General features: G+C 58.6%; 19 protein-coding genes, 1 tRNA gene and 1 riboswitch. Of the genes, 6 read left to right on the top strand and 14 right to left on the bottom strand.

Annotated features, from left to right (window positions below; all coding sequences use genetic code 11):
- Positions 1–13: 13 nt before the first annotated feature.
- The 8 genes from mraY to B9P63_RS03580 all read right to left on the bottom strand — a co-directional run bounded on the left by mraY (position 14) and on the right by B9P63_RS03580 (position 9,568).
- A complete protein-coding gene (gene mraY, locus B9P63_RS03620) occupies positions 14–1,096 on the bottom strand; it encodes a phospho-N-acetylmuramoyl-pentapeptide-transferase (protein WP_085307192.1) in 1,083 nt (360 codons plus the stop codon).
- Positions 1,097–2,542, bottom strand: coding sequence for a UDP-N-acetylmuramoyl-tripeptide--D-alanyl-D-alanine ligase (locus B9P63_RS03615; protein ID WP_085307191.1), 1,446 nt, complete (start codon positions 2,540–2,542; stop codon positions 1,097–1,099).
- Complete coding sequence (locus tag B9P63_RS03610; protein ID WP_085307190.1) at positions 2,539–4,020, bottom strand: UDP-N-acetylmuramoyl-L-alanyl-D-glutamate--2,6-diaminopimelate ligase; 1,482 nt, start codon at positions 4,018–4,020, stop codon at positions 2,539–2,541. Before B9P63_RS03610 ends, B9P63_RS03615 begins: the two co-directional genes overlap by 4 nt.
- Before the next feature lie 42 nt (positions 4,021–4,062).
- Entirely contained in the window at positions 4,063–5,850 is a 1,788-nt protein-coding gene (locus B9P63_RS03605; protein ID WP_085307189.1) for a peptidoglycan D,D-transpeptidase FtsI family protein, read from the bottom strand.
- Positions 5,847–6,230, bottom strand: a complete 384-nt coding sequence (gene ftsL / locus B9P63_RS03600) for a cell division protein FtsL (protein WP_085307188.1) — start codon at positions 6,228–6,230, stop codon at positions 5,847–5,849. The genes B9P63_RS03605 and ftsL overlap by 4 nt, the downstream gene beginning before the upstream one ends.
- Position 6,231: 1 nt before the next feature.
- Positions 6,232–7,215, bottom strand: coding sequence for a 16S rRNA (cytosine(1402)-N(4))-methyltransferase RsmH (rsmH, locus tag B9P63_RS03595; protein ID WP_085307187.1), 984 nt, complete (start codon positions 7,213–7,215; stop codon positions 6,232–6,234).
- 3 nt (positions 7,216–7,218) lie between these two features.
- Positions 7,219–7,734, bottom strand: a complete 516-nt coding sequence (gene mraZ, locus B9P63_RS03590; RefSeq protein ID WP_095532988.1) for a division/cell wall cluster transcriptional repressor MraZ — start codon at positions 7,732–7,734, stop codon at positions 7,219–7,221.
- A 766-nt stretch (positions 7,735–8,500) separates the two neighbouring features.
- The gene (locus tag B9P63_RS03580; RefSeq protein ID WP_085307185.1) at positions 8,501–9,568 is read right to left on the bottom strand and encodes an Mrp/NBP35 family ATP-binding protein; all 1,068 of its coding nucleotides are present in this window, start codon (positions 9,566–9,568) and stop codon (positions 8,501–8,503) included.
- Positions 9,569–9,824: 256 nt separating this feature from the next.
- Here B9P63_RS03580 and B9P63_RS03575 point away from each other — a divergent pair, with 256 nt between their 5' ends.
- Entirely contained in the window at positions 9,825–10,040 is a 216-nt protein-coding gene (locus B9P63_RS03575) for a DUF1127 domain-containing protein (protein WP_085307184.1), read from the top strand.
- Positions 10,041–10,263: 223 nt separating this feature from the next.
- On the opposite strand, the gene B9P63_RS03570 is transcribed toward B9P63_RS03575, so the two are convergent.
- The 5 genes from B9P63_RS03570 to B9P63_RS03550 form a co-directional block, all read right to left on the bottom strand.
- On the bottom strand, positions 10,264–12,309 hold the full coding sequence (locus tag B9P63_RS03570) for an NADH:flavin oxidoreductase (RefSeq protein WP_085307219.1): 2,046 nt from the start codon (positions 12,307–12,309) through the stop codon (positions 10,264–10,266).
- A gap of 73 nt (positions 12,310–12,382) precedes the next feature.
- Positions 12,383–12,664, bottom strand: a complete 282-nt coding sequence (locus tag B9P63_RS03565; protein ID WP_085307183.1) for a hypothetical protein — start codon at positions 12,662–12,664, stop codon at positions 12,383–12,385.
- Between the two features lie 122 nt (positions 12,665–12,786).
- Positions 12,787–12,998: riboswitch (cobalamin riboswitch) on the bottom strand.
- Complete coding sequence (locus B9P63_RS03560; protein WP_085307182.1) at positions 12,990–14,018, bottom strand: Hint domain-containing protein; 1,029 nt, start codon at positions 14,016–14,018, stop codon at positions 12,990–12,992. It overlaps the preceding riboswitch by 9 nt.
- A 9-nt stretch (positions 14,019–14,027) precedes the next feature.
- Positions 14,028–14,252 carry a hypothetical protein gene (locus tag B9P63_RS03555; RefSeq protein ID WP_139816193.1) on the bottom strand — a complete coding sequence of 75 codons (225 nt, stop codon included), beginning with the start codon at positions 14,250–14,252 and terminating at the stop codon, positions 14,028–14,030.
- A 307-nt stretch (positions 14,253–14,559) separates the two neighbouring features.
- Positions 14,560–17,016, bottom strand: coding sequence for an ATP-dependent helicase (locus tag B9P63_RS03550; protein ID WP_085307180.1), 2,457 nt, complete (start codon positions 17,014–17,016; stop codon positions 14,560–14,562).
- 103 nt (positions 17,017–17,119) lie between these two features.
- Here B9P63_RS03550 and B9P63_RS03545 point away from each other — a divergent pair, with 103 nt between their 5' ends.
- The 5 genes from B9P63_RS03545 (at position 17,120) to B9P63_RS03525 (ending at position 23,528) form a co-directional block, all read left to right on the top strand.
- Positions 17,120–18,268 (top strand): alpha-hydroxy acid oxidase, encoded by a 1,149-nt coding sequence (locus tag B9P63_RS03545; protein WP_085307179.1) that lies wholly within the window; start codon positions 17,120–17,122, stop codon positions 18,266–18,268.
- Positions 18,269–18,356: 88 nt separating this feature from the next.
- Positions 18,357–21,800: a pyruvate carboxylase gene (locus tag B9P63_RS03540; protein WP_085307178.1), complete on the top strand. Its 3,444-nt coding sequence runs from the start codon at positions 18,357–18,359 to the stop codon at positions 21,798–21,800.
- A gap of 141 nt (positions 21,801–21,941) precedes the next feature.
- Positions 21,942–22,328 carry an MAPEG family protein gene (locus B9P63_RS03535; RefSeq protein WP_085307177.1) on the top strand — a complete coding sequence of 129 codons (387 nt, stop codon included), beginning with the start codon at positions 21,942–21,944 and terminating at the stop codon, positions 22,326–22,328.
- A 94-nt stretch (positions 22,329–22,422) separates the two neighbouring features.
- Positions 22,423–22,497, top strand: a tRNA-Gly gene (locus tag B9P63_RS03530).
- A 113-nt stretch (positions 22,498–22,610) separates the two neighbouring features.
- Positions 22,611–23,528 carry an MYG1 family protein gene (locus tag B9P63_RS03525; RefSeq protein ID WP_085307176.1) on the top strand — a complete coding sequence of 306 codons (918 nt, stop codon included), beginning with the start codon at positions 22,611–22,613 and terminating at the stop codon, positions 23,526–23,528.
- A gap of 97 nt (positions 23,529–23,625) precedes the next feature.
- On the opposite strand, the gene B9P63_RS03520 is transcribed toward B9P63_RS03525, so the two are convergent.
- Positions 23,626–23,937, bottom strand: coding sequence for an ETC complex I subunit (locus tag B9P63_RS03520; RefSeq protein ID WP_085307218.1), 312 nt, complete (start codon positions 23,935–23,937; stop codon positions 23,626–23,628).
- Between the last annotated feature and the right edge of the window lie 422 nt (positions 23,938–24,359).

The raw sequence follows: 24,359 nt of genomic DNA, 5'->3' as shown, positions 1-24,359 counted from the left end.
ATAAATTGCTCTGCTACCTAACCTTCAGCGTCGCCAAACCAATCATCGCCAAGATCAACGAGATGATCCAGAAGCGGATAACGATTTGCGGCTCGGCCCAGCCCTTTTTCTCGTAGTGGTGATGGATCGGAGCCATCAGAAACACCCGCTTACCTGTGCGCTTGAAATAGAGCACCTGAATGATGACCGAGAGTGCCTCGACCACGAAGAGACCGCCGACGACAGCCAGCACCAACTCGTGTTTGGTCGACACCGCAATAGCGCCCAAAGCGCCGCCAAGGGCGAGCGAACCGGTGTCCCCCATGAAGACGGCTGCGGGGGGGGCATTGTACCAAAGGAAGCCAAGACCACCGCCGAAGATGCCTGCGGTAAAGACCAGAATTTCGCCGGTGCCGGGGACATAATGAACGTCGAGATATTCGGTGAAATCGACGCGGCCAACGGCGTAAGCGATGACGCCCAGCGTACCAGAGGCGATCATCACGGGCATGATCGCAAGACCATCGAGACCATCAGTAAGGTTAACGGAATTGGCCGCACCAACGATCACGATCACAGCGAAGGGCACGAACAGATAACCTAGGTTGATCAGCGTATCCTTGAAGATCGGCAGCGCAAGCTGGTTTTGTAATTCCGGCGGATGATATTGCGCCGCCCAGTAGCCAGCGATTGCAGCGATCACGAAACCAAGGGCAAGGCGCAGCTTGCCAGACACGCCCGCGGTGGTCTGTTTGGACACTTTCGCGTAGTCATCTGCGAAACCAATCGCGCCGTAAGACATTGTTACAAATAACACAATCCAGATAAACGGGTTGTCCAGCCGCGCCCAAAGCAGGGTTGACGTAAGCAATGCGCCCACAATCAAAAGCCCGCCCATCGTGGGGGTGCCTGCCTTGATAAAATGCCCCTCGGGGCCATCGTCGCGTATCGGTTGACCCTTGCCTTGGCGGCGGCGCAGCACGTTGATCAAGGGTTTGCCGAAGACGAAACCAAAGATCAGTGCCGTCAGGAAAGCCCCGCCTGCACGAAAGGTGATGTAGCGAAAGAGGTTGAAAAAATCGCCCCCGTCAGAGAGAGCGGTTAACCAATATAGCATTTACACATCGTCCTTTGCGGCGTCTTTGCTGGCCGTATGGCTCAATTTGCGCACCGCGTCCACTACGCGCGCAAGCCCCATGGAGAGAGAGCCTTTGGCCAGCACCACATCCCCCGCATCAAGGTCGCGGCCTACGTGGCTGGCCATGGCTGCGCTGCTCGCTTCCCAGTGGCCGCGCTTGGCAACAGGCAGTGCATCATAGCAATGGCGCATGAGCGGGCCGACGCAGTGGATTACGTCGATTTCCTCAATGCAGGGCAAGCGCGCAAGGGCGCTGTGCATTGCGGCTTCATCGCCGCCTAGCTCTTTCATATCGCCAAGATAGGCAATGCGCCGCCCCTTGGAGACGCGGCCGATATCATGGGTGACCTCTGCTGCCGCCAACACATCAAGCGCCGCGCCTAGCGAAGTGGGGTTGGCATTGTAAGCGTCATCAATCAACTCAAGCGTCATGCGGCTATCGGCGCCGTCCAGCGCGATGATTTCGCGCGCGCCGCGCCCTGTGAAGGGTGTCCATCTGGCGATGCTTTGTGCCGCCAGCGCAATATCCGCGCCAAGCGCCTTGGCGCTGGCAAGAGCGCCTAGACCGTTCATCGCAAAATGGCTTCCCGCGCTTTGCACCTTGAACAACAGCGGTGCCCCTTGCGCGCTGGCCTGCACAACGGTGGTGTTGCCGCTCAGCGTGATCTGATCAAGCCTATAATCCTGCGTTGTTTGGCCGAACCAAAGCGCATTCACGCCCCGCTTTTCGGCGACATCTTTCAAAACAGGGGCTGTTTCAATATCGCCGTTCAGAATGGCAATTCCGCCCGCTTCCAGCCCTTCCATGATCGCGGCTTTTTCCGCCGCAATCCCGTCGATATTCTCGAACGCTTCCAAATGCGCCGCTCCAACGGTGGTGATCAACGCCACATGCGGGCGCGCCATCTTGGCCAGAGGCGCGATTTCACCGGGGTGGTTCATGCCGATTTCGATCACAGCGAATTCTGTGTCAACGGGCATCCGCGCCAAGGTCAGCGGCACACCCCAATGGTTGTTGTAGCTGGCGACCGACGCGTGCGTGCGCCCCTGCGCGCCCAGCACATCGCGCAACATTTCTTTGGTAGAGGTCTTGCCGACTGAGCCGGTGATCGCGACGACGCGCGCGTTCGTGCGCGCACGCCCCGCGCGGCCCAAAGCCTCTAGCGCGCTTAGTACATCCTCCACGATCAGCAGCGGTGCATCGCTTGAAACGCCCTCTGGAACATGGCTCACCAAAGCGGCACCTGCCCCTTTGCCAAGGGCCTGCGCCACGAATTCATGGCCATCGCGCGCAGCTTTCAAAGCGACGAATAAATCACCCGCCTCAATCGTGCGCGTGTCGATGGAAATGCCGCTCACCGACCAATCCCCAATCGCCTGCCCGCCTGTCGCGGCAGCGGCATCAAAAGCTGTCCAAAGGCTCATGCGCGGTCTCCTTCAAGGGCGGCAACGGCCACGCTGGCCTGCTCGCAATCATCAAAGGGAAAGACAGTATCGCCAACCACTTGCCCCGTTTCATGACCCTTGCCGGCAATCAGAAGCGCATCCCCGGGGCCAAGCGCATCGACTGCGCGCAGGATCGCCTCTGCGCGATCTGCGACCTCGATTGCTTCGGGCGCACCAGCCATGACCGCTGCGCGAATAAGCGCAGGGTCTTCGGAGCGCGGATTGTCATCGGTGACGAATACAAGATCGGCGTTTTCTGCAGCCGCCTGCCCCATCAATGGGCGTTTGCCCGTGTCACGATCCCCCCCCGCGCCAATCAGCGCCACAAGGCGCCCCATCACATGCGGGCGCATCGCTTTGAGCGCGGTTTCGACCGCATCGGGGGTGTGGGCGTAGTCCACGAAAACCGCAGCGCCATTGGAGCGGGTCGCAGCCAGTTGCATGCGCCCATGCACCGTTTCCAGATCGCCAAGCGTGTCGAATACGCGCACAGGGTCTTCGCCGCAGGCAATCACAAGGCCCGCCGCAAGCAGTACATTTTCCGCTTGAAAGCCTCCAATCAGATTGAGCCGCGCCTGAAACGGGCGGTCATGCCATTTGAACAAAAGGTCCTGCCCTGTGCCGTCAAAGCGTTGACCAAGCAGGCAAAGGTCCGCTTCCTTGTCGCGACCAACGCCAATCAGTTCATGCCCATTGGACTGCGCGATCATCGCGACCTCTGCGCCCTTGGGATCGTCAAGATTGACCACAGCTACGCCATCATCCTGCAAAACGCGCTTGAACAGCCCCATCTTGGCTTCGAAATAGGCATCGAACGTGCCGTGGTAATCAAGGTGATCCTGCGTAAAATTGGTAAAGCCCGCCGCCGCGAGATGCACGCCGTCCAAGCGGCGCTGATCAAGCCCGTGAGAAGAGGCCTCCATCGCCGCGTGCGTTATCCCTTCATCGGCCAAAGTGGCGAGCGTGCGGTGAAGCGTGATCGGCTCGGGCGTGGTATGGGCAAGCGGCAGGTGCATGGAGCCCTCGACACCCGTGGTGCCAAGGTTCACCGCCTCCAGATCAAGCAGGTTCCAGATTTGACGCACAAAGGTGCTGACGGAGGTTTTGCCGTTGGTGCCCGTCACGGCGGTCATGATTTGCGGCTGCGCGCCGAACCAGAGCGCGGCAGCAAAGGCGAGCGCGCTGCGTGGATCATCGGTGACGATCAGCGCGGCGTCCGCGCCTGCAAGCTCTTCCGCGGCAATTTCGGCGCCGATCGCGTCGGTCAGAATCGCCGAAGCGCCCATGCGCAGCGCGTATTGAATAAACTCGCCACCGTGCACCTTCGCGCCCGGCAGTGCGGCAAACAGAAAGCCCCGCAGCACATCGCGGCTGTCCACCGCGAGGCCCATGATTTCAGGGTTTCGCCCATGCGCCGCAGTCAAGCCGAGCTGCTGTAAAGTCGTGAATGCCGCCATGGCCTGCCCCTACATCTTGTGGCGCGCGAACACGCGCCCCCTTTAATTCGATGTGAGCGTTATACCAGCCAACTCGCCCGGTTCAATCTCTGGTCTTAGCCCCAAGAGCGGTGCCACGCGGCCAATCATCTCGGCAGCGACAGGAACCGCCGTCCAGCCTGCGGTACGGCGCGGCTTGTCACCCGAGGTCTCAACCGGCTCATCCAGCGTCACGATCAGCACATATTTGGGATCATGCGTAGGAAAGAGCGACGCGAAAGTCGCAATGACCTTATCCTCGTAATAACCGCCCCCGCGCGGCCTTGGCTTGTCGGCCGTGCCGGTCTTGCCACCCACCGCATAGCCCTGCACCTCACCAAAGCTGGCGGTGCCCTCGGTCACCACTTTACGCAGCATCGTGCGCGCATAATTGGCCGTGTCCTCGCGCATGACGCGGGTGCCTTTAGGTGCCACTCCACGCTTCAGGATCGTGGGTGCTATATAAGTGCCGCCATTGGCGATCGCCGCATAGCCCGCTGCAAGATGTAGCGGCGAGTTGGACAGACCGTGGCCATAAGAAATCGTCACCGCGCTCAGATCGGTCCAGCGTTCGGGGAAAAGCGGCTTGCCGCCCCGCGCCTCGACAATTTCAAGCGGGGTGAAATCCATGAAACCCATGGCTTTCATGAACTCTTTCTGGCGCGCCACACCGATCTGGAGCGCCAGCCGGCCCGTGCCGCGATTGGAGCTTTTGACGATAATGTCCTCAACACTAATAATTCCGTAGTTCTTCTTGCGAAACTCACCGATGTTAAAACCGCCGACACGCAGGGCTTTTCCGGTGTCGATCATGGTTTGATTATTCACCAAGCCCAGATCCATCGCCTGCGCAGCGGTGAAAATTTTATACGCAGAGCCAAGTTCATAGACGCCCTGCACCGCGCGGTTGAACAGCGGGCTGTCAGAGGCATCGCCCTCGATCAGCGGGCTGGGGCGCGCGTTGGGGTCGAAATCCGGTAGGCTGACGATGGAAATAATCTCGCCCGTGTGCACATCCATTAGAACCGAAGCGGCACCTTTGGCGTTCATCAGCTGCATGCCACCATAGAGGACTTCTTCGGCAGCGGCCTGCACCGTCAGATCAATCGAAAGCGCCAGCGGCGCACCTTGGCGTGCAGGGTCGCGCAGCTCTTCGTCAAAGAATTTCTCGACGCCTGCAACGCCGATCACTTCGGCCGCATGCACGCCCTCGCGCCCGAAACTTGCGCCGCCCATGATATGCGCAGCCAGTTTGCCGTTTGGATAGAGCCGCATCTCACGCGGGCCAAACAACAGGCCCGGATCGCCGATGTCATGCACCGCCTGTTTCTGCTCGGGGCTGAGTTTTTTCTTGATCCACAAGAACTTACGTTTTCCCGTGAAATCCCTAAGCAGCTTTTCCGCCTTCAGATCAGGGAAGATTGCGGCCAGTTCGGCAGCCACGCGCGGCTTGTCGATCATTTGCAAAGGCTGCGCATAAAGCGAATGGGTTTCGAAGTTCGTTGCCAGAATACGCCCATGGCGATCGGTGATGTCTGCGCGGCTCGCTTGGATCAAAGCTCCTGCACTTGCGGCGCGCGGCTCGGCGGGATCGGTCGCGGCCAACACACCCATGCGTGCGCCAATGACGCCGAAGGCGCAAAAGAAGATTACCGAAAGGATTAGCAGGCGCCCCTCGGCGCGGTTGCGCGATTGATCGCGCATTTGCTCGTGACGGATGCGCAGGTTCTCGCGTTCGATCGCGTCAGGGTTTTCGCCGCTGGCGCGTGCCTCCAGAATACGCGCAAGGGGGCGTAACGGCGTGCGGATCATGGGAAAACACCGTCCCCGCGCGTAACCACATCTTCGCCCATATTCATGCCTGAAACATCAACGGTGTTGGTGATAATCAACTCCGGCTCCGGCTCGGGCGGGAAGGCGACTTGATCGACCTTGCCGAACTGATCAGCGCGCAGGGGCAACAGGCCGAGGCGCTCGAAATTGATTTCCGTTAGGTCGCGCAAACGATCGGGGCGGTTGAGATAGGCCCATTCGGCACGCAGCACCGTAAGGCGCGCACGCGCATCGCCGATATCACGGTTGATTTTCTCGGTGCGCGCAATTTCGGATTGGGTCTGGTAATTCTCGCGGTAGGCCCAAAAAGCTAGCCCGATGACCGCAAGCGCGGTGATGATATACAAGAGTGAGCGCATGTTAACGGTCCCTTCTAAGCATGGGCATGCCAAGTGATTTCGCCTCGATCCGGCCCGCAGGCGCATCGGTGCGGCGCGCAAGGCGCAATTTGGCAGAGCGCGCACGCGTGTTCAAAGCAAGCTCGTCTTCGCTGGCGGTGATCGCCTTGCGGCTCAGCAGCTCGAACGCGGGTTTTTCGGTAATGAGTTCAGGCGCAAAGCGATTGGCGTTGCCCGTGGTGCCTGCGCGCGATTGCAAGAAGCGTTTCGCCATGCGGTCTTCAACAGAATGGAAGGTGACGATCGCCAAAAGGCCACCGGGTGCAAGCGCTTGCTCGGCCGCCATGAGGCCGCGGTATAACTCGCCATATTCATCGTTAACAGCAATGCGCAGCGCTTGGAAACTGCGCGTCGCCGGATGGCTTTGCCCCGGTTTCTTGCGCGGCAGGCATTTCTCGATCAGATCGGCAAGTTGCAGTGTTGTGGTGATCGGCTGTTCCGCGCGCAGCTCGATGATAGCGCGTGCGATGCGGCGCGAGGCACGCTCTTCACCGAAATTATAGAGGATTTCAGCTATTTCCTCAGACTCGTATTCATTCACGATATCGGCGGCGCTTTGGCCGTCTTGGCCCATGCGCATATCAAGCGGGCCGTCGCGCATGAATGAAAAGCCGCGCTCGGCAATATCAAGCTGCATTGAGGAAACCCCAAGATCAAGGACAACCCCGTCCAGATCGCTGGCGAACTCGGCCATATCGGAAAACACTGCCTGTTGCTGGATCAGGCGGGTGCCGTACTGACCCGCCCAATCGGCGGCCAGTTCAAAGGCGAGCGGATCGCGGTCCACGGCAATAACGCTATCTGCGCCCGCATCCAAAAGCGCGCGCGTATAGCCGCCTGCACCGAATGTGCCATCAAGCCAGGAACCCGAAATCGGCTCGGCTGCTTTAAGGATGGGAGCAAGAAGGACCGGAATGTGAGGAGCAGATGTCGTGGCCTGTTCCATGGATCACTCCGCCGCGGCTGTCGTGGGGACACCGTCGAGGAATTCCAGCGGATCGAAGTCATCGGGCAGCTCTTCGAGCCACTCTTCTGTGCGCGCCAGCTCTTCCGCTTCATAGGTTTCAGTCTTCCAGATCTGGAAGGTGTCGCCTGCAGCAATGAAGAAAGCTTCTTTATCAAGATCGATCTTGGAGCGCAATTTTGCAGGAAGCACGAGGCGACCCGTTTCGTCGATCGTGGTCGGGAAGGACTGGCCATGAAACAGACGCTGCAACATTTTGCGCTGCATAGAGCCACGCGGAAGCGCGTCAATCTTGGCGTCGACCTCTTCAATGGCCTCCATTGTATAACATTCAAGGTAGTTGCGGCGGTGATCACCGTAAACGATGACCAGTTCCGGCGCGAGACCATCGGTCCAATTGGGGTCTGCGCGTTCGATCACACGGCGAAAAGACGCAGGGATCGAAACTCGACCCTTTGCGTCCACCTTGTGATGGCTTTCGCCTCTGAACCTGCGTGACACGCCTCATCGTCCCTTTCGAATTTCAGGTTTCCCTGACCCTGAAAAAATTAAAGGCGGATCAAGCTGCTGCCACTGCTTGATCCGCCGACGTCCCGTTGCCGGGAGTGTCCGATCGCGCGCGCCACCTGGGGGGATGTCTGCTCGCTCGCGCGCCGGATCTCTGAAGAAGGTGAAGGCGGATGCCTGTATGAAACCTGACTTGGGAGTTTTTGATTTCGGGGTCGTTTAGCGCCCCTTTGTCTTTCCCGTCTTCATCTTCTAACATTAGGGATGCCATGGGAGATCATGGGACGCAACAAAAATTTCACCTCAAAACCTACTGAATGTTGCTTTTCAGATGCTTCAAACACAAGATATAGTAAGAACGTCAGGGGAACATTATCCACAATTAGCGTAACGACTTTACTTTAAACACCATATATAGACACAAAATTTCTATGGATCTTTTCCCATATTTTCCCAATTTTTATCCTGCATTCATGGATTACACCCTGTTTGGCGCCGTTATCCCAACCTCAAAGCTCCGAATCACCCGTGGATTCCATGACAAATCCTCTGGTTCCCCCAAAGTCGCGCCATCTTTTCGGCAACTCTTACGCGCGGCACTCTATAAGGAGGGGGAAATCGCACTTTCGGACCATGAATTCCCATAGGGCCGATCAAGTGAGCGACGCTTGCTTGGGACAGGCACGTCTTAGAAAGAAATGGGGCCAGAAGCTTTCAAAGGTTCCGGCCCGTTCATTGTATTTACATGCGTTGGCAGATTTTAGGCCATGCCGCCCTCGATCAAACCTTGGGCGAGCCTGGCATAGGCCTGCGCCATCTCCCCCTCGCCCGCAGCGATGGGCGTGCCATTGTCCCCTGCAAGCCGCGTCTCCAGATCAATGGGAAGCGCACCCAGCAGCGGAATGTTCAAGCGCTCTGCCTCAGCGGCAACGCCGCCATGACCAAAGATAGCATGCTCGGAGCCACAATCGGGGCACTTGAACATCGACATATTTTCTATGAGCCCCAGAACCGGGGTTTTCAGCGTAGCGAACATATCCAGCGCCTTGCGGGCATCAAGAAGCGCCACATCCTGCGGCGTGCTGACCACGATCGCGCCCGTCACTTGCGTACGTTGGCACAGTGTCAGCTGCACATCCCCCGTGCCGGGCGGCAGATCAACGATCAGCACATCAAGCTCGCCCCACTCCACCTGACCCAGCATTTGCTGCAAAGCGCCCATAAGCATCGGACCACGCCACACGATCGCCTTGTCGGGATCCATCATCAGACCGATCGACATGATCGTGACCCCGTGTGCGTGCAGCGGAATGATGGTTTTACCATCGGGGCTGGCGGGGCGTTTGTTCACCCCCATCATGCGCGGCTGGGAGGGACCGTATATATCAGCATCAAGCAGGCCAACGCGGCGGCCCTGCTTTGCCAGCGCCACGGCAAGGTTGGACGAGACGGTGGATTTGCCAACACCGCCCTTGCCCGAACCGACAGCGAGAATCCGGTCCACGCCGGAAACTGCTGCCGGGCCACCTTGCTGCGGCTTGGCATGGCCGCCGATCTTGAGACTGGGGGGCGCAGGTTTGGGGCCATGGGCTGTGAGCGCGGCAGAGACGCTGCGCGACCCCGCAACGCTTGCCACCGCCGCTTCGGCCGCTTTGCGCAGCGGCTCCATCTGGCCCGCAATTTCGGGACTGGGCGCTTCGATCACGAAGCGCACGGAGGCATCATCCACAACAAGCGCGCGGATCATGTCACGGCTGATCAGATCGCCGCCATCAGGCAGCGCCAAACGGGCAAGGGCGGCGCGGATATCTGTCTCTAGCTGGCTCATATTATCTTCTCCAAAAGGCTTACTCCATACGTGGCAGCTTTGAGCGCGGGCGCAAGGCTTGGCGGCAGAGTTTTCCGAGCGCCCAATAAAAAGGCAAGTGATTACTTTATGTTAACCCTACGTCGCCTATGCAATTGCTGCATAGCAGCATTGAATAAATGGACATTGTGCATTCGCAGCATGACCTGCATATTCAGTTCAACAGCAAGGCACGATGCTTTGCGAACGTATTAAAATTAAACCAAGGAGAGTGCAGATGGCATTCCTTACCGACACATTTTCCGTTCAGGGAACAATGGGCGACAAGATCGCTGCAGTTTGGGCCCGGCTCGTAGAAACACGTACAAAGCGCAAGATTTTCAACCAGACAGTACGCGAACTGAGCTCGCTGTCCTCGCGCGAATTGGCCGACCTCGGATTGAACCATTCGATGATCCGCCGCGTAGCATATCAGGCAGCTTACCAAGGTTAATCCCTAAGCTGACCACGAAATACGGCAGACCGCGCTCCTCCCAGCGGGATCTGTCGTGACTGGCGGCGGCGCTCTCCTCCCTTGCGCCCTGCCAACTATTAAGGCCTCCTCCCAGGCCTGTCAAAGCGGCTAGCTCCCTCCTCCTCCCTGGAGTGATCCGCTTACAAAGAACGGCGATGTGTCCTCCCACACATCGCCGTTTCTTTTTTTTACGCCCCTCTCTTCAGATATCCTTCACCAAACGCAGCGCATCATAAATCGCAGCATGGGTGTTGCGTGCAGAGACCGCATCGCCAATTCTGAACAGTTCGAATTTACCATCCCGGTTGCGCACCACGCCTTGCGCACGCCCGTCGATCAAGGCACCGTGATCCACCGCGCCGCCATTCACGCTAGCGTCCTTCAGCTCAAAATAAAGCGCGTCGAGCGGCAGGGTGCCATAGTTCACCACCACTTGATCGTATTGCTTTTCATAGGTGCTCTCACTGTAATCGGTGCCGATTCGCGCGTTCAAGTGATTGCCCGCGCGCGTGACGCCCAAAAGGCGGCGGGCGACGGTGAACAACACATCCTTATCTTGCAGCGCGCGCATGTAAGGCACGAGGTTCATCGCCATGATATCAGGTGCAAAGACGCGATCGGGGGTCATAACTTCGACATGCGCGCCCGCGGCGGCGGCAAGCTCGGCAGCTTGCAAGCCAGGGTGATCGCCGCTTTCATCATAGATCAGAATAGTGTCGGCGGGTTTCACGTCCCCCGAAATCAAATCCCAGGCCGAGATCACATGCGCGGCCTCTGCGCCGCTTTCAAACAGCTCCAGATTGGGCAAGCCGCCTGTGGCTATGATCACCACATCAGGCTCAAGCGCCAGCACATCGCCCGCCTCGGCCCATGTATTGAAATGAAAGCGCACATCGCGCGCGGCGCATTGTGCCATGCGCCAGTCGATAATGCCGATCATTTCGGCGCGCCGTGGGCTTTGCGCGGTAAGGCGCACTTGCCCGCCCGGTTCCGGCTGCGCCTCAAACACGGTGACATCGTGCCCACGCTCTGCCGCGACCCGCGCCGCCTCAAGGCCCGCAGGGCCAGCGCCGATGATCACCACTTTGCGCGGGGTTTCAGCGCGCGCAATCACATGCGGCATGCTCAGTTCGCGCCCCGTGGCCGCATTGTGGATGCAAAGCGCCTCGCCCGCCTGATAGATGCGATCAAGGCAATAAGTAGCGCCGACGCAGGGGCGGATATCCGCCTCGCGCCCCTCAATGATTTTTCGCACGATATGCGGATCGGCCATATGGGCGCGCGTCATGCCGACCATGTCGAGCTTGCCGCTGGCAATGGCATGGCGCGCGGTGGCCACATCGGGAATGCGCGCGGCATGAAACGTGGGCATGCCGGTGGCGCGCTTCACTTCAGCGGCGAAATCAAGATGTGGCGCGCTCTTCATTCCTTGCACGGGAATCACATCGGTCATCGCAGGATCGGTATGGATGCGGCCACGAATGACGTTGAGAAAATCAAGTTGCCCCGTTGCCGCCAGCCGCTTTGATATCTCTAGACCGTCCGCCGCCGTGATACCGCCCTTTTGCGCTTCATCCGCCGTGTAGCGAAAGCCGATGATGAAATCCGCACCGACCCGTTTGCGCACGGCCGCGAGCACATCCATGGGAAAGCGCATGCGGTTTTCCAGCGTGTCCGCGCCGTAAGGCCCGCTAAGATCATTGCTCAGGGGCGACCAGAATTGATCGAGCAGATGGCCGTAGACCTGCAATTCGATTCCATCCATGCCCCCCGCTTTCATCCGCTCGGCGGCATCGGCGAAATCGCAGATAATCCGCTCGATATCCCAATCCTCGATCAGCTTTGGAAAGGCGCGGTGCGCCGGTTCGCGGTGCTTGGACGAGGACACGGAGGGCAACCAGTCACCCTTGTTCCAGCCGGTTCTGCGCCCCAGATGCGTGAGTTGGATCATCACTGCGCAGCCATGTTCGTGGCAGCCATCAGTGAGGCTTTGGATCCATGGCACGACCTCGTCCTTATAGGCGAGCACGTTGTTGAACACGGGCGGGCTGTCTTGCGAGACCGCCGCCGAGCCTGCCGTCATCGCCAGCGCGACACCCGCCTTTGCGCGCTCGGCGTGATAGGCTGCGTAGCGCTGCGTCGGCATCCCGTTCTCGGGATAGGCCGGCTCATGCGCGGTAGTCATGATACGGTTTTTAAGCGTCAGGTGTTTCAGCTGGAAGGGCTGCAAAAGCGGGTCTTTGGACAAGGCGATATCCTTAACAGCATCGAGGTTTACGTTGCCCAACGCTGGATCAGATCGCCCTTTGGGTCAATATGCGCTAGTGCAAAACGCGCCGGCGCGCACCTGCCCCGCCGCGCCGGACCGGGGCGGGCAGAACCTGGCTGGCATCGCGCAAATAACCGACGAAGATTTGCGCGGCACACGCATCGCCGGGCAGCGCTTCGATATGCAACAGCGCGCTGCGCGCCTCGTTCATCGCGCTGCTGGCACAGGGAAGCCCCATCGCCCATTCCAGAAATCCCGCCTTGGCCGCATCGCGGCAGGCACTCGCTGCGCCGTCAAAATCCTGCAAAGCCCGGTAAATTTGCTGCGCCGTCATCTTTGGTCCTCCTTGCCCACGCCCCGTGGGTTTTGATCGTTACAAACGAGGGGCGAAGCAGAGGAGAGGAGAGGCAAACGCACAAGAGCGCAGCGCACGTCTCGCCTGCGCCGCCGCCCGCGGTTTGGGTTCTTATCAAGGCTGGTTTCCGGGCTCGGAGCGAGTGATGCGCATAGACGCACCGCGATACCGGCACCTTCCCAAAGCACGCATCGCTTCAGTGGCCTTGCCGGATCTCTCGCCCACACCGTTGCGGGGGCAGCGCTGGACTTACACCAGCTTCCCAATTCTCCGCGGTGAAAACACCGACGGCACCTTGATGAGGTCAGACTACTGAAAAAGCACCGCTCGGCGCAAGCTGATCTTGCGCCATAAACGCACCCAAAAGCGGCTTTTCGTGGCGTGCGTGGCGCGCGATGAGTTGTTTTTGCAGCACGCGATCGGGAATCGGGACAGCAGGGCGCATCGCCCGCGCCTTGCGCGCCAGATGCGGAAATAGCGTCAATACTTCGCCGCGCGCCTGCGGATTGAGCGCGGCAATCGCTTCGCGGCCAGTGAAAAAGCTCTCTGCGGGGGCGCCTTCGGCCAGAACGATTTGATGGCGATCAAAGACGAGATGGTGATAGTCCAGCGCGCCGATGCGCTGCTCTATATAGATGCCAGGCAATTGGGTCAGGCGGATCGCGGCGACCAGAACGTCTTTGGCGCCAAACATGCGCGCAGCGATGGGCGAGCTGACCTGCATGCGGTGCTGACGCGAGACACGCAAATCGCGTTTCGGCAGGCCTGCGCCCAAGGCGCCAGCGCTGATGCACACGGGGCGCAGTGTTTCGTGCTGCGCCATTTGATCAGCCTGCACCGCGCTCAAAAGGTTGAGACGCAAAGGCGCGAATCCCCCGCCCGCAAGGGCGATGCGCATATCCGGCTCAAGCGCCTCTACCGGCAGTGGCCCCGCCTCGGTTTCGATCAACGTGCCGCTGGCGAAACATACGACAGTGGCATAGCTCCAGCCGTTCGTATGGCTTCGATAGTTGCCAAGTGTCGCCCCCACCGTAAAAGCAGAGCCGGGCGCAGGGATGAAGTACCACCCCGAAGGAGAGGCCGAAGTATTGAAGAAATAGAAGGTTTCGGTGTGGGGATTGCCCAAGGTGTCGGTGAAATTGATATTGATCGCATGGGGCAGTCCGCTGGTCGTCCCCGAAGCTCCGCCGTTGATCGATACGGTTTCTCCGCCATCACTGCTGCCCTGATAGTTCGGATCATTGTCTGTGATCGCCGCAGTGTAGGACGTATTATAAAGGGCGTTATATCCGGTGCCACTCCAGCGGAAGGCTTCGACGGTATAGGTCGGCATGGCGCGCCCCTAGCCTTTGGCAGCGCGCAGCTTGGCTTTGCGCTCCAGATCGAGGGCGCGCAACAGCAAGCGCCTGCCTTGGCCGGACAGCTGGAACGCTGTAGAGCCTGTGCCGAGATCTTGCTCTGCGTCCAGCACATCGCGTGCTTTGGGCGCGTGGCTGTGATCGCGGCTAAGGCGCTGCGAAAATGCCTTGGCCCGCGCGTTCAAATTTGTGGATGCGTTATCCGTCATCAAAATACCCTGCACTGGCGCACGCAAGAACGCGCGGCGCCGATAAAAACATACGTCCAGAATTCGAACGCCTTCTAAAATTTTGGGCTGTGCAAACTGCTCGATCTGCCGCCACCTGCTGCGCGCCGTTGATCGACGCTACAAACTCGGGTGTTTCCACCTATCAGAGTGACCATACGCGACTTTCGCCGGTTTTCAAAATCCTATTCGCAGACCCGTGCGCGCATCTGTTGCAAAATGGCAAAACATGCGCCAGCGCTGTACTCTCCCGAACTTTATGCCAACCACTCATTTGAAAGTGCAGCGATCAGAACGGCACATCATCCGCAGCATCGGCAGATTTGATAAAGCGCGCAACGACCTTCTTGATACTGGATTTCTCGAAATCAATCTCCAGCTTGTCGCCCTCGATCCCGATCACCGCACCGTAACCGAATTTATCGTGGAACACGCGGTCCCCCATGGAAAAACTCGACAAGGCGGTGGCGTCGATTGTGATGTTCTTGCTCTCGCTTGGCTGGCCCATAGGGCGCTGATCCTTGCGCGCTTGCAGGCGTTTCCAGCCAGGGGAGTTGTAAACATCCGCGTCCTGAACGCGTTGTTCAAGGTTGGAGCCGTGCCCACCGCTCCCGCTCATTCCCGCGGCGCCATAGTTGCCTCCATAAAGACCGGGCGGCGTAAGCACGTCCACATGATCCTCTGGAAGTTCGTCAATAAAACGCGAGGGCAGCGCGTTCTGCCATTGCCCGAAAACCATGCGATTGGCGGCGAAAGAAATGGTGCAAAGTTCCTCGGCGCGGGTGATGCCGACGTAGGCAAGCCGGCGTTCTTCCTCGAGGCCCTTGAGGCCGCTTTCATCCATGGAGCGCTGGGAGGGGAACAATCCGTCCTCCCAACCGGGCAGGAAAACTGCAGGAAATTCAAGGCCCTTGGCCCCGTGCAGCGTCATGATCGACACCTTTGCACCATTGTCGTCCTGCGCGTTATCCATAATCAAGCTGACGTGTTCGAGGAAACCTTGCAGGTTCTCGAAATTATCCAGCGCCTTTACAAGTTCCTTGAGGTTTTCAAGCCGTCCCGGCCCTTCTGGGGTCTTGTCGTTCTGCCAATGGGCGGTATAGCCGCTCTCATCCAGAATGATCTGCGCGAGTTCGATGTGGGAGGTTTCGGGCGGAGCATACTCCATCCGCTCCAGTACCGGACCATCGTCCAGCACCGCATCTTCGTCAATCGCCACCGCTATGCGTGGCCCGCGCGTCAAAGCGGCCCAGCGGCCAATCCCATCAACCAATTTACCAAGTTCAACGCCACCTTTGCCGCCAATCGCTTTGGTCTCCACGCAAATACGCGCGCCCTCTAGCAGGCTCACACCGTTTTCACGTGCACAAAGCTGGATTTTCTGCTGCGCTTTATCGCCAAGGCCACGTTTGGGCGTGTTCACGATCCGCTCGAACGCAAGATCGTCATCAGGCGAGGTCACGACGCGAAAATAGGCCATGGCATCGCGGCATTCCATACGCTCGTAAAAACGCGGGCCGCCGATGACGCGATAGGGCAGACCTATGGTGAGAAAGCGGTCCTCAAACGCGCGCATCTGGTGCGAGGCACGGACAAGAATGGCCATATCGTCCAAGGGCATAGGGCGCATACCGCGCGCGCCGCCTTGCATGCTCTCGATCTCTTCGCCGATCCAGCGCGCCTCTTCCTCGCCGTCCCAATGACCGATCAGGCGCACCTTCTCGCCCTCCTCGGACGCGGTCCAGAGGTCTTTTCCAAGGCGATCCGAGTTGCCCGCAATCACACTGGATGCAGCCGCCAGAATATGCGGCGTCGAGCGGTAGTTCTGCTCAAGGCGCACAACGACCGCGCCCGGGAAATCCTTTTCAAAGCGCAGGATATTGCCCACTTCAGCGCCGCGCCAACCGTAGATCGATTGATCGTCATCCCCGACGCAGCAGATGTTCTTGTGACCGCCCGCAAGCAGGCGCAGCCAGAGGTACTGCGCGACGTTCGTATCCTGATACTCGTCCACCAGAATATAGCGGAACCAGCGTTGGTATTGCTCCAATACATCTTGGTGCGTCTGGAAAATCGTAACGACATGCATCAGCAGATCGCCAAAATCGACCGCGTTCAGTTCGATCAGGCGCTTCTGGTACATCGCGTAAAATTCAGTGCCGCGATGATTGAAGTCCCCCGCCTCTGCGCTTGGCACTTTTTCGGGGGTCAGCGCGCGGTTCTTCCAGCCGTCAATCAAACCTGCCAGCATCCGCGCAGGCCAGCGTTTGTCATCGATGTTTTCTGCGCGCAAAAGCTGTTTAAGCAGGCGGATTTGATCATCCGTGTCCAGAATGGTGAAGTTGCTTTTGAGGCCCACGAGCTCTGCGTGACGGCGCAGCAACTTGACGCAGATCGCATGGAATGTGCCAAGCCATGGCATCCCTTCGGCAGGTTGCCCCAGCATGGTGCCCACGCGGTTCTTCATCTCGCGCGCGGCTTTATTGGTAAATGTCACAGCCAGAATTTCATTCGGGCGCGCTTTGGCGGTGTTCATAAGATGCACGATGCGCGTGGTCAGCGCCTTGGTCTTGCCCGTACCAGCCCCCGCGAGCATCAGGACAGGACCGTCCATCGCCTCCACCGCCTCGCGCTGCGCGGGATTCAACCCATCGAGATAAGGTGCCGGACGCGCGGACATCTGCCCCATAGCGCGCTGGCTTAGCGATGCGCCGTCAAAGGCGTCCATTTCGTCGAAATTGCTCATGGCGCGAATACTAGCGCGCAAAATCAATTAGGAAAAGAGAGGTTCGCGCAATGTTCCACATTCTTTTCTGGACAAATGCCGCAACGCAGCGACAAATGCGCCCATGGATTTACACACTGCGTATCCCGCGATTGCCGATCTGCGCGCCGCTGCAAAGCGGCGCATCCCCCATTTCGTTTGGGAATACCTCGATAGCGCGACGGGAAACGAGGCCACGAAAGCACACAATCGGGTAAAATTGGACGAGGTCTTGATGATGCCCTCGATCCTGCATGGCGAGATGGCGGCCGATCTAAGTTGCGATTTTCTGGGGCAAACCCTGCCCCTGCCCTTCGGGATCGCGCCTGTTGGCATGTCAGGTTTGATCTGGCCCGATGCGGAGCGACTTTTGGCGCGCGCTGCAGCAGATTTGGGGATTCCCTACACATTATCAACGGTTGCCACGCGCACGCCCGAGGATGTTGCACCGCATTTGGGCGCGCAGGGCTGGTTCCAGATGTATCCGCCCCGCGATGAGGGGATTCGGCTTGATATGCTGAAACGCGCCAAGGCGTCGGGCTTTCACACATTGGTTCTGACGGTGGACGTTCCTGTCGCCTCGCGGCGCGAGCGGCAGTTGCGCGGAGGGCTGAGGCAGCCGCCCAAGATCACGCCGCGCCTTCTAGCACAGGTTGCGCGTTGTCCTGCTTGGGCAATGGGGACCGCGCGACTTGGCATGCCGCGTATGCGCCTGATGGACAGCTACGCCGATCACGTCAAAGGCCAGACGACAGGGCTAAGCAGCACGGCGCATGTTGGATATCTGCTGCGCACTTCGCCAGATTGGGACTATGTGCACTGGCTGCGCGACAATTGGCAGGGCAAATTCATCGTTAAAGGCGTTCTGAATGTCGAAAATGCGCCCGCACTGGAAGCGGCGGGCGTCGATGCGCTTTGGCTATCGAACCATGCGGGTCGCCAGTTCGATGCGGCCCCTGCCCCGATTGAAGTGCTGCCGCAGGTTCGCAAAGCCACCGCACTCCCGCTAATCTTTGACAGTGGCATCGAGGGTGGGCTGGATATTCTGCGCGCACTCGCGCTCGGCGCGGATTTCGTGATGCTCGGGCGCGCATGGCACTATGCGCTTGGCGCTTTGGGCGCGGCAGGCCCTGCACATCTGGCCGATATGCTGCGCGCCGATATGATCGCCAATATGGGGCAAATTGGCGCAAAGGACCTGCGCCAACTTTCTCGACCACTTTATATTCCCTAAAAACATAGTACAGTGGTATACAAAATTTACCTCTCGCGGGATTCTCGCCGATCCCAAACTGAAAAGCCAGACAGCAAGGATCGCTGCCATGACTGAATTCAACAAAATCCTGATCGCCAATCGCGGTGAAATCGCCATCCGCATCATGCGCGCTGCCAATGAGATGGGCAAAAAGACGGTTGCCGTCTATGCCGAGGAGGACAAGCTGGGCCTGCACCGCTTTAAGGCGGATGAAGCGTATCGCATTGGCGAGGGGATGGGGCCGGTCGCGGCGTATCTGTCTATTGAAGAGATCATTCGCGTGGCCAAGCACTGCGGCGCGGATGCGATCCATCCGGGCTATGGTTTACTCTCGGAGAACCCTGATTTCGTCGATGCTTGCGACGCGGCTGGCATCACTTTTATCGGGCCAAAGGCGGCCACCATGCGCGCGCTTGGCGATAAAGCATCAGCGCGGCGCGTCGCGATTGAAGCGGGCGTTCCGGTCATTCCCGCCACCGAAGTGCTGGGCAGCGATATGGCGGCAGTGAAACGCGAGGCGGCCGATGTGGGTTATCCCTTGATGCTCAAGGCGTCATGGGGCGGCGGTGGCCGCGGGATGCGGCCAATTTTCGGCGAGGACGAGGTCGAGGAAAAGGTGCTGGAGGGGCGGCGCGAAGCGGAAGCGGCCTTTGGCAATGGCGAGGGCTATCTGGAGAAGATGATCATGCGCGCGCGCCACGTCGAGGTGCAAATCCTCGGGGACGCGCATGGCGGCATGTATCATCTGTTCGAGCGTGACTGCTCGGTCCAGCGGCGCAACCAGAAGGTCGTGGAACGCGCGCCTGCGCCCTATTTGAGCGAAGAGCAGCGCACAGAGATTTGCGCACTGGGTCGCAAGATTTGCGCGCATGTGAACTATGAATGCGCAGGCACCGTCGAATTCCTGATGGATATGGACGACGGTAAATTCTATTTCATCGAGGTGAACCCGCGCGTGCAGGTCGAGCATACGGTGACGGAGGAAGTCACAGGCATCGACATCGTGCAGGCGCAAATTCGCATTGCAGAGGGCAAAACGATTGCGGAAGCGACAGGCAAAGCGTCTCAGGACGATGTACGCCTGAACGGTCACGCGCTGCAAACGCGGATCACGACCGAGGACCCGTTGAACAATTTCATCCCCGATTATGGCCGTATCACAGCGTTTCGCGAAGCGCAGGGCATGGGCATCCGCCTTGACGGCGGCACGGCCTATTCGGGCGGCGTGATTACGCGCTACTACGATAGCTTGCTGATGAAAGTGACGGCCCATGCGCAAACGCCCGAAGCGGCGATCGCCCGTATGGACCGCGCGTTGCGCGAGTTCCGTATTCGCGGCGTCAGCACCAACATTGCTTTTGTGGAGAACCTGCTGAAGCACCCCACGTTCCTTAACAATGAATACCACACCAAATTTATTGACGAGACGCCGGGCCTGTTTGATTTCCGCAAACGCCGCGACCGCGCCACGAAAATCCTGATCTATATCGCGGATATCACTGTGAACGGGCATCCAGAGACGGCAGGACGCGCCATGCCTGCGAGCGATTTGAAAACGCCAAAGCCGCCTAAATTGCTGAATTCTGACACGCCCTATGGCACGCGCAATCTGCTCGAAGATAAAGGCCCGCAGGCGGTTGCAGACTGGATGGCGGCGCAGAAACAACTGCTGATCACCGACACGACGATGCGTGATGGACACCAAAGCCTGCTGGCGACGCGCATGCGCTCGATCGACATGATCCGCGTTGCGCCGAGCTATGCGTCTGAGATGTCGCAGCTTTTCTCGGTCGAGTGCTGGGGCGGCGCGACGTTTGATGTGGCCTACCGTTTCTTGCAGGAATGTCCGTGGCAGCGCCTGCGCGACATTCGCGCGGCGATGCCGAATGTCATGACGCAGATGCTGTTGCGCTCTGCGAACGGCGTTGGCTACACCAACTACCCCGACAATGTGGTGCAGGAATTCGTGCGCCAAGCGGCGAAAACCGGCGTTGATGTGTTCCGTGTGTTTGACAGTCTGAACTGGACCGAAAACATGCGCGTGGCGATGGATGCAGTTCTGGAGGCAAACAAGGTTTGCGAAGGCACGATTTGCTACACGGGTGACATTCTGAACGCGGATCGCGCGAAGTATAACCTTGGTTACTATGTGCAAATGGGCAAGGATCTCAAGGCCGCTGGCGCGCATGTGCTGGGCCTCAAGGATATGGCTGGTCTCTTGAAACCTGCCTCTGCGCGCGTGCTGGTGAAAGCGCTGAAAGAAGAGGTCGGCCTGCCGATCCACTTCCACACGCATGACACGGCGGGCATTGCCTGCGCGACTATTCTGGCGGCGGCGGATGCGGGGGTAGATGCGGTAGATTGCGCGATGGATGCGCTCTCGGGCAACACCAGCCAAGCCACGCTTGGAACAATCGTCGAGTCGCTACGCCATACGGACCGCGACACCGGCATCGACATCGAATCCGTGCGCCGCATCTCGGATTATTGGGAGCAAGTGCGCGCGCAATACGCCGCTTTCGAGACGGGGCAACAGGCCCCCTCCTCCGAGGTATATTTGCACGAAATGCCCGGTGGCCAGTTTACCAATCTGAAGGCGCAAGCACGCTCGCTCGGGCTTGAGGAGCGGTGGAGCGAGGTGGCCCACACCTATGCGGATGTGAACCAGATGTTTGGCGATATCGTAAAGGTGACGCCGAGCTCTAAAGTTGTTGGCGATATGGCACTGATGATGGTCTCCCAAGGGCTTTCGCGCGCCGACGTGGAAGACCCTGAAACCGACGTGGCCTTCCCTGACAGTGTGGTCGATATGATGCGCGGCAACCTTGGCCAACCTCCCGGCGGTTTTCCTGCGGGAATTGCGCATAAGGTGCTCAAAGGGGACGTGCCCAATGTGGAGCGGCCCGGTAAACACCTTGCGCCTGTTGATCTGGAGGGCGAGCGTTTGAAGCTCTCCGAGCTGCTGGACGGGCGCGAAATTGATGATGAAGATCTAAACGGTTATCTGATGTATCCCAAGGTCTTCTTGGATTACATGGGACGCCATCGCATGTACGGGCCTGTGCGCACACTGCCGACGCGGACCTTTTTTTACGGGATGGAGTCTGGCGAAGAGATCACGGCAGAGATCGACCCCGGCAAGACGCTTGAAATCCGGTTGCAAGCCGTTGGCGAGACGCTGGATGATGGCGACGTGAAAGTGTTTTTCGAGCTGAACGGTCAGCCGCGCGTGATCCGCGTGCCCAATCGCACAGTGAAGGCGGCGACAGCGGCGCGGCCAAAAGCGGATATCGCAAACGACAACCATGTGGGCGCGCCGATGCCAGGGGTCGTTGCGACAGTGGCTGCGGTCGCAGGCGCCACAGTAAAAGAGGGCGATCTATTGCTCACAATCGAAGCGATGAAGATGGAGACCGGCATTCACGCCGAGCGCGACGCGGTGGTCAAAGCGGTGCATGTCACGGCCGGCGCGCAGATTGACGCAAAGGATTTGCTGGTCGAATTCGAGTGACCATATTGAGCGCGCAAATGCGCGCGCTTGATTTGCGCTAAAGCGCGGGTTGAGGCGCTGCCTCAAACTCCGGAGTTTAGCTGGCAAGATGAAGATCGCCCTGTCATTGATGACGGGGCGTTTTCATTTGGAGTGAGGCTTATGCTGGAAGTAACGTCGATTTATGCGGGCTTGATCGCGTTGGTCTACCTTTGGCTAAGTGCGCGGGTAATCGCGTATCGGCGTGGCCATCGCATTTCGATGGGCGATGCGGGCAGCAACAGCCTGCTCAAGCGGATGCGTGCCCATGGCAATTGCGCTGAATATGCACCCTTCGGAATTGTGTTGCTAGGACTGGTCGAGATGTCGGGCGCGCCGGGCCTCGCAGTTCATGCCCTTGGCGCTTTATTATTGCTGGGGCGCAGCGCGCATGCCTGGGGGTTCTCCGCCTCGCCGCCTATCATGGGAGGGCGGGTTTTAGGGATGATTTGCACGCTAAGCATGTTTCTGATCAGCGCGCTGGGTTTGATCCTTCATGGGCTTGTTTAAGCCCTTTGAAGATCTTGGAAAAAAATCGCAAATTGAATGACTTTTCCTCTTGCAGGCGGCGCGCGTCAGGACTAATTACGCCCTACCAAACGGTGCGGGCGTAGCTCAGGGGTAGAGCATAACCTTGCCAAGGTTAGGGTCGGGCGTTCGAATCGCCTCGCCCGCTCCAATTTGGATCAGCCCACCCAGCTGATATGACAAGGCCTCCTTCGGGAGGCCTTTCGTATTTTATGGCATCGCAAATGCCTGCCGTGACGATCAGCCCAATCCGGAGGTCTTTCTATGAGCATCACCCATCTTGTCACACACTCGGGAGGCTTTCACGCAGATGAATTGCTCTCCTCGGTACTGCTCACGCGGCTGTTCCCAAAAGCACAATTGCTGCGTAGTCGCGAGCCTGCATGGGTCAGCCCCGCGCCCGCAAAAATCATTTACGATGTGGGCGGGGCCTATGACAGCGCAGCACAGATTTTTGATCACCACCAACGCCCCGGTCCGATGCGACCAGACGGTGCACCATTCAGCTCATTCGGGTTGATCTGGGCCCATTACGGGCGCGCATATTTGACGGCGATGGATGTGCCGGAAAACGATCTGGATGAAATTCACGGCAAGTTTGACGAAAAATTCGTGCTGCCAATCGATCTTCTGGACAACGGGGCCATCGAGCCATCGGTTGCCGGGCCGCTCTCGGCGTTGAGTTTGCCCAGCTTGCTGGGCAGCTTGAAACCCGTATTCGATGACATGTCGCCAAGCGCGGACGACGACGCGTTCTTTGCGGCCCTGCCCATTGCGCGCAGTTTCGTCGAAGCGCAAATTCGCGGTCTCGCGGCCAAGGCGCGCGCGCGCAGCATTGTCGCACGCGCCATCGCTGAAACCGCAGAGGCGACGATCCTCGAATTGCCCATGGGCATGCCCTATCGCTCTGAACTGGACAAGGCAGGAGCCGATCACATCCTGTTCGTGATACATCCGCGCGGCGAGGATTGGACGTTGAACGGCATCAAGCTCTCTGGTGACACCTTCGAGCAGCGCGCGGATTTGCCCAAGTCCTGGGCTGGCTTAAGCGATAGTGCCCTGGAGCAGGCGAGCGGCGTTGAAGGAGCAAAATTTTGCCATAACGCGCGTTTTATTGCGGTTGCAAGCACGCGCGAAGCAATCGTCAAAATGGCTGAGATCGCAGTTAACGAGCAGAAATAGCAAACGCTTTGCTAAGGGAACGCAGGCTGAAGCCTATCGCCCTGTTTTCCGCAGATACGCCCGATTTATCAAAGATTTCGGGGGTAATGATCCGATATTAATGGGTCCAGGCACCGCGGCGTGCGGTTGCGAAATTTTCGCCATACCCGCCAGTGCGAATATTTGCCTTGCGCTTGTTCGGCTCACGCACAACCGCGTCGATATCATTGGCCTGCGCATATTCAAGCGCCGCCTCTTTGCTCTCAAAACGCAGTTTCACTTGGGACTGCATGTCGCTGGAGGAGGTCCAACCCATCAAAGGATCGACCGAGCGCGCAGTCTCGGGTGCAAATTCCAATATCCAAACATGCGTCTTGGCTGTGCCCGAAGACATCGCCGTTCTGGAAGGTTGGTAAATCCGTGCGCGCATTTCGGCCCTCATTTTCATGCTTGTCGTGCAAGTGTTATGGGCAATTCACGCCGTTCTCGCAAGCGCACAATTGCCGCAACCGACACCTCGCAAAGCTAAAGTTTCAAGCCCTCGTAAACTTGTGTGAAGGATATAGCAAAAAATTACACAACATTCTGTTAACATGAATTAAAATTGATCGAAGCAACCCGTCATATCCCTTTCCGATCCGCTGGATTGATGAAAGGTAGCGCACATATTCTGTTCAGGGAGATGGTGAGGACGGCCGCATCTGGTAGATCTCATAGGCGCAGCGGGACCTAATGCAGTGAGCGAAGCCTTACACATTCGCCCTGCCCTAATCTGCGCCAGCGTTAATCTGTGCTTTGCGCCCTTGAAACAGAACAAAAAGCGATCAACTCTGACAGACTACCAAACCAAGC

It is taken from the genome of Planktotalea arctica (assembly GCF_002105285.1).
Classification (GTDB): Bacteria; Pseudomonadota; Alphaproteobacteria; order Rhodobacterales; family Rhodobacteraceae; genus Planktotalea; species Planktotalea arctica.
This window is presented reverse-complemented; position numbering and strand designations above follow the sequence as displayed.

Coding starts and splice junctions, on each gene's coding strand:
- mraY (WP_085307192.1), bottom strand. CDS start 1,096: ATGCTATATTGGTTAACCGCTCTCTCTGACGGGGGCGATTTTTTCAAC.
- B9P63_RS03615 (WP_085307191.1), bottom strand. CDS start 2,542: ATGAGCCTTTGGACAGCTTTTGATGCCGCTGCCGCGACAGGCGGGCAG.
- B9P63_RS03610 (WP_085307190.1), bottom strand. CDS start 4,020: ATGGCGGCATTCACGACTTTACAGCAGCTCGGCTTGACTGCGGCGCAT.
- B9P63_RS03605 (WP_085307189.1), bottom strand. CDS start 5,850: ATGATCCGCACGCCGTTACGCCCCCTTGCGCGTATTCTGGAGGCACGC.
- ftsL (WP_085307188.1), bottom strand. CDS start 6,230: ATGCGCTCACTCTTGTATATCATCACCGCGCTTGCGGTCATCGGGCTA.
- rsmH (WP_085307187.1), bottom strand. CDS start 7,215: ATGGAACAGGCCACGACATCTGCTCCTCACATTCCGGTCCTTCTTGCT.
- B9P63_RS03580 (WP_085307185.1), bottom strand. CDS start 9,568: ATGAGCCAGCTAGAGACAGATATCCGCGCCGCCCTTGCCCGTTTGGCG.
- B9P63_RS03575 (WP_085307184.1), top strand. CDS start 9,825: ATGGCATTCCTTACCGACACATTTTCCGTTCAGGGAACAATGGGCGAC.
- B9P63_RS03565 (WP_085307183.1), bottom strand. CDS start 12,664: ATGACGGCGCAGCAAATTTACCGGGCTTTGCAGGATTTTGACGGCGCA.
- B9P63_RS03560 (WP_085307182.1), bottom strand. CDS start 14,018: ATGCCGACCTATACCGTCGAAGCCTTCCGCTGGAGTGGCACCGGATAT.
- B9P63_RS03555 (WP_139816193.1), bottom strand. CDS start 14,252: ATGACGGATAACGCATCCACAAATTTGAACGCGCGGGCCAAGGCATTT.
- B9P63_RS03550 (WP_085307180.1), bottom strand. CDS start 17,016: ATGAGCAATTTCGACGAAATGGACGCCTTTGACGGCGCATCGCTAAGC.
- B9P63_RS03545 (WP_085307179.1), top strand. CDS start 17,120: ATGGATTTACACACTGCGTATCCCGCGATTGCCGATCTGCGCGCCGCT.
- B9P63_RS03540 (WP_085307178.1), top strand. CDS start 18,357: ATGACTGAATTCAACAAAATCCTGATCGCCAATCGCGGTGAAATCGCC.
- B9P63_RS03535 (WP_085307177.1), top strand. CDS start 21,942: ATGCTGGAAGTAACGTCGATTTATGCGGGCTTGATCGCGTTGGTCTAC.
- B9P63_RS03525 (WP_085307176.1), top strand. CDS start 22,611: ATGAGCATCACCCATCTTGTCACACACTCGGGAGGCTTTCACGCAGAT.
- B9P63_RS03520 (WP_085307218.1), bottom strand. CDS start 23,937: ATGCGCGCACGGATTTACCAACCTTCCAGAACGGCGATGTCTTCGGGC.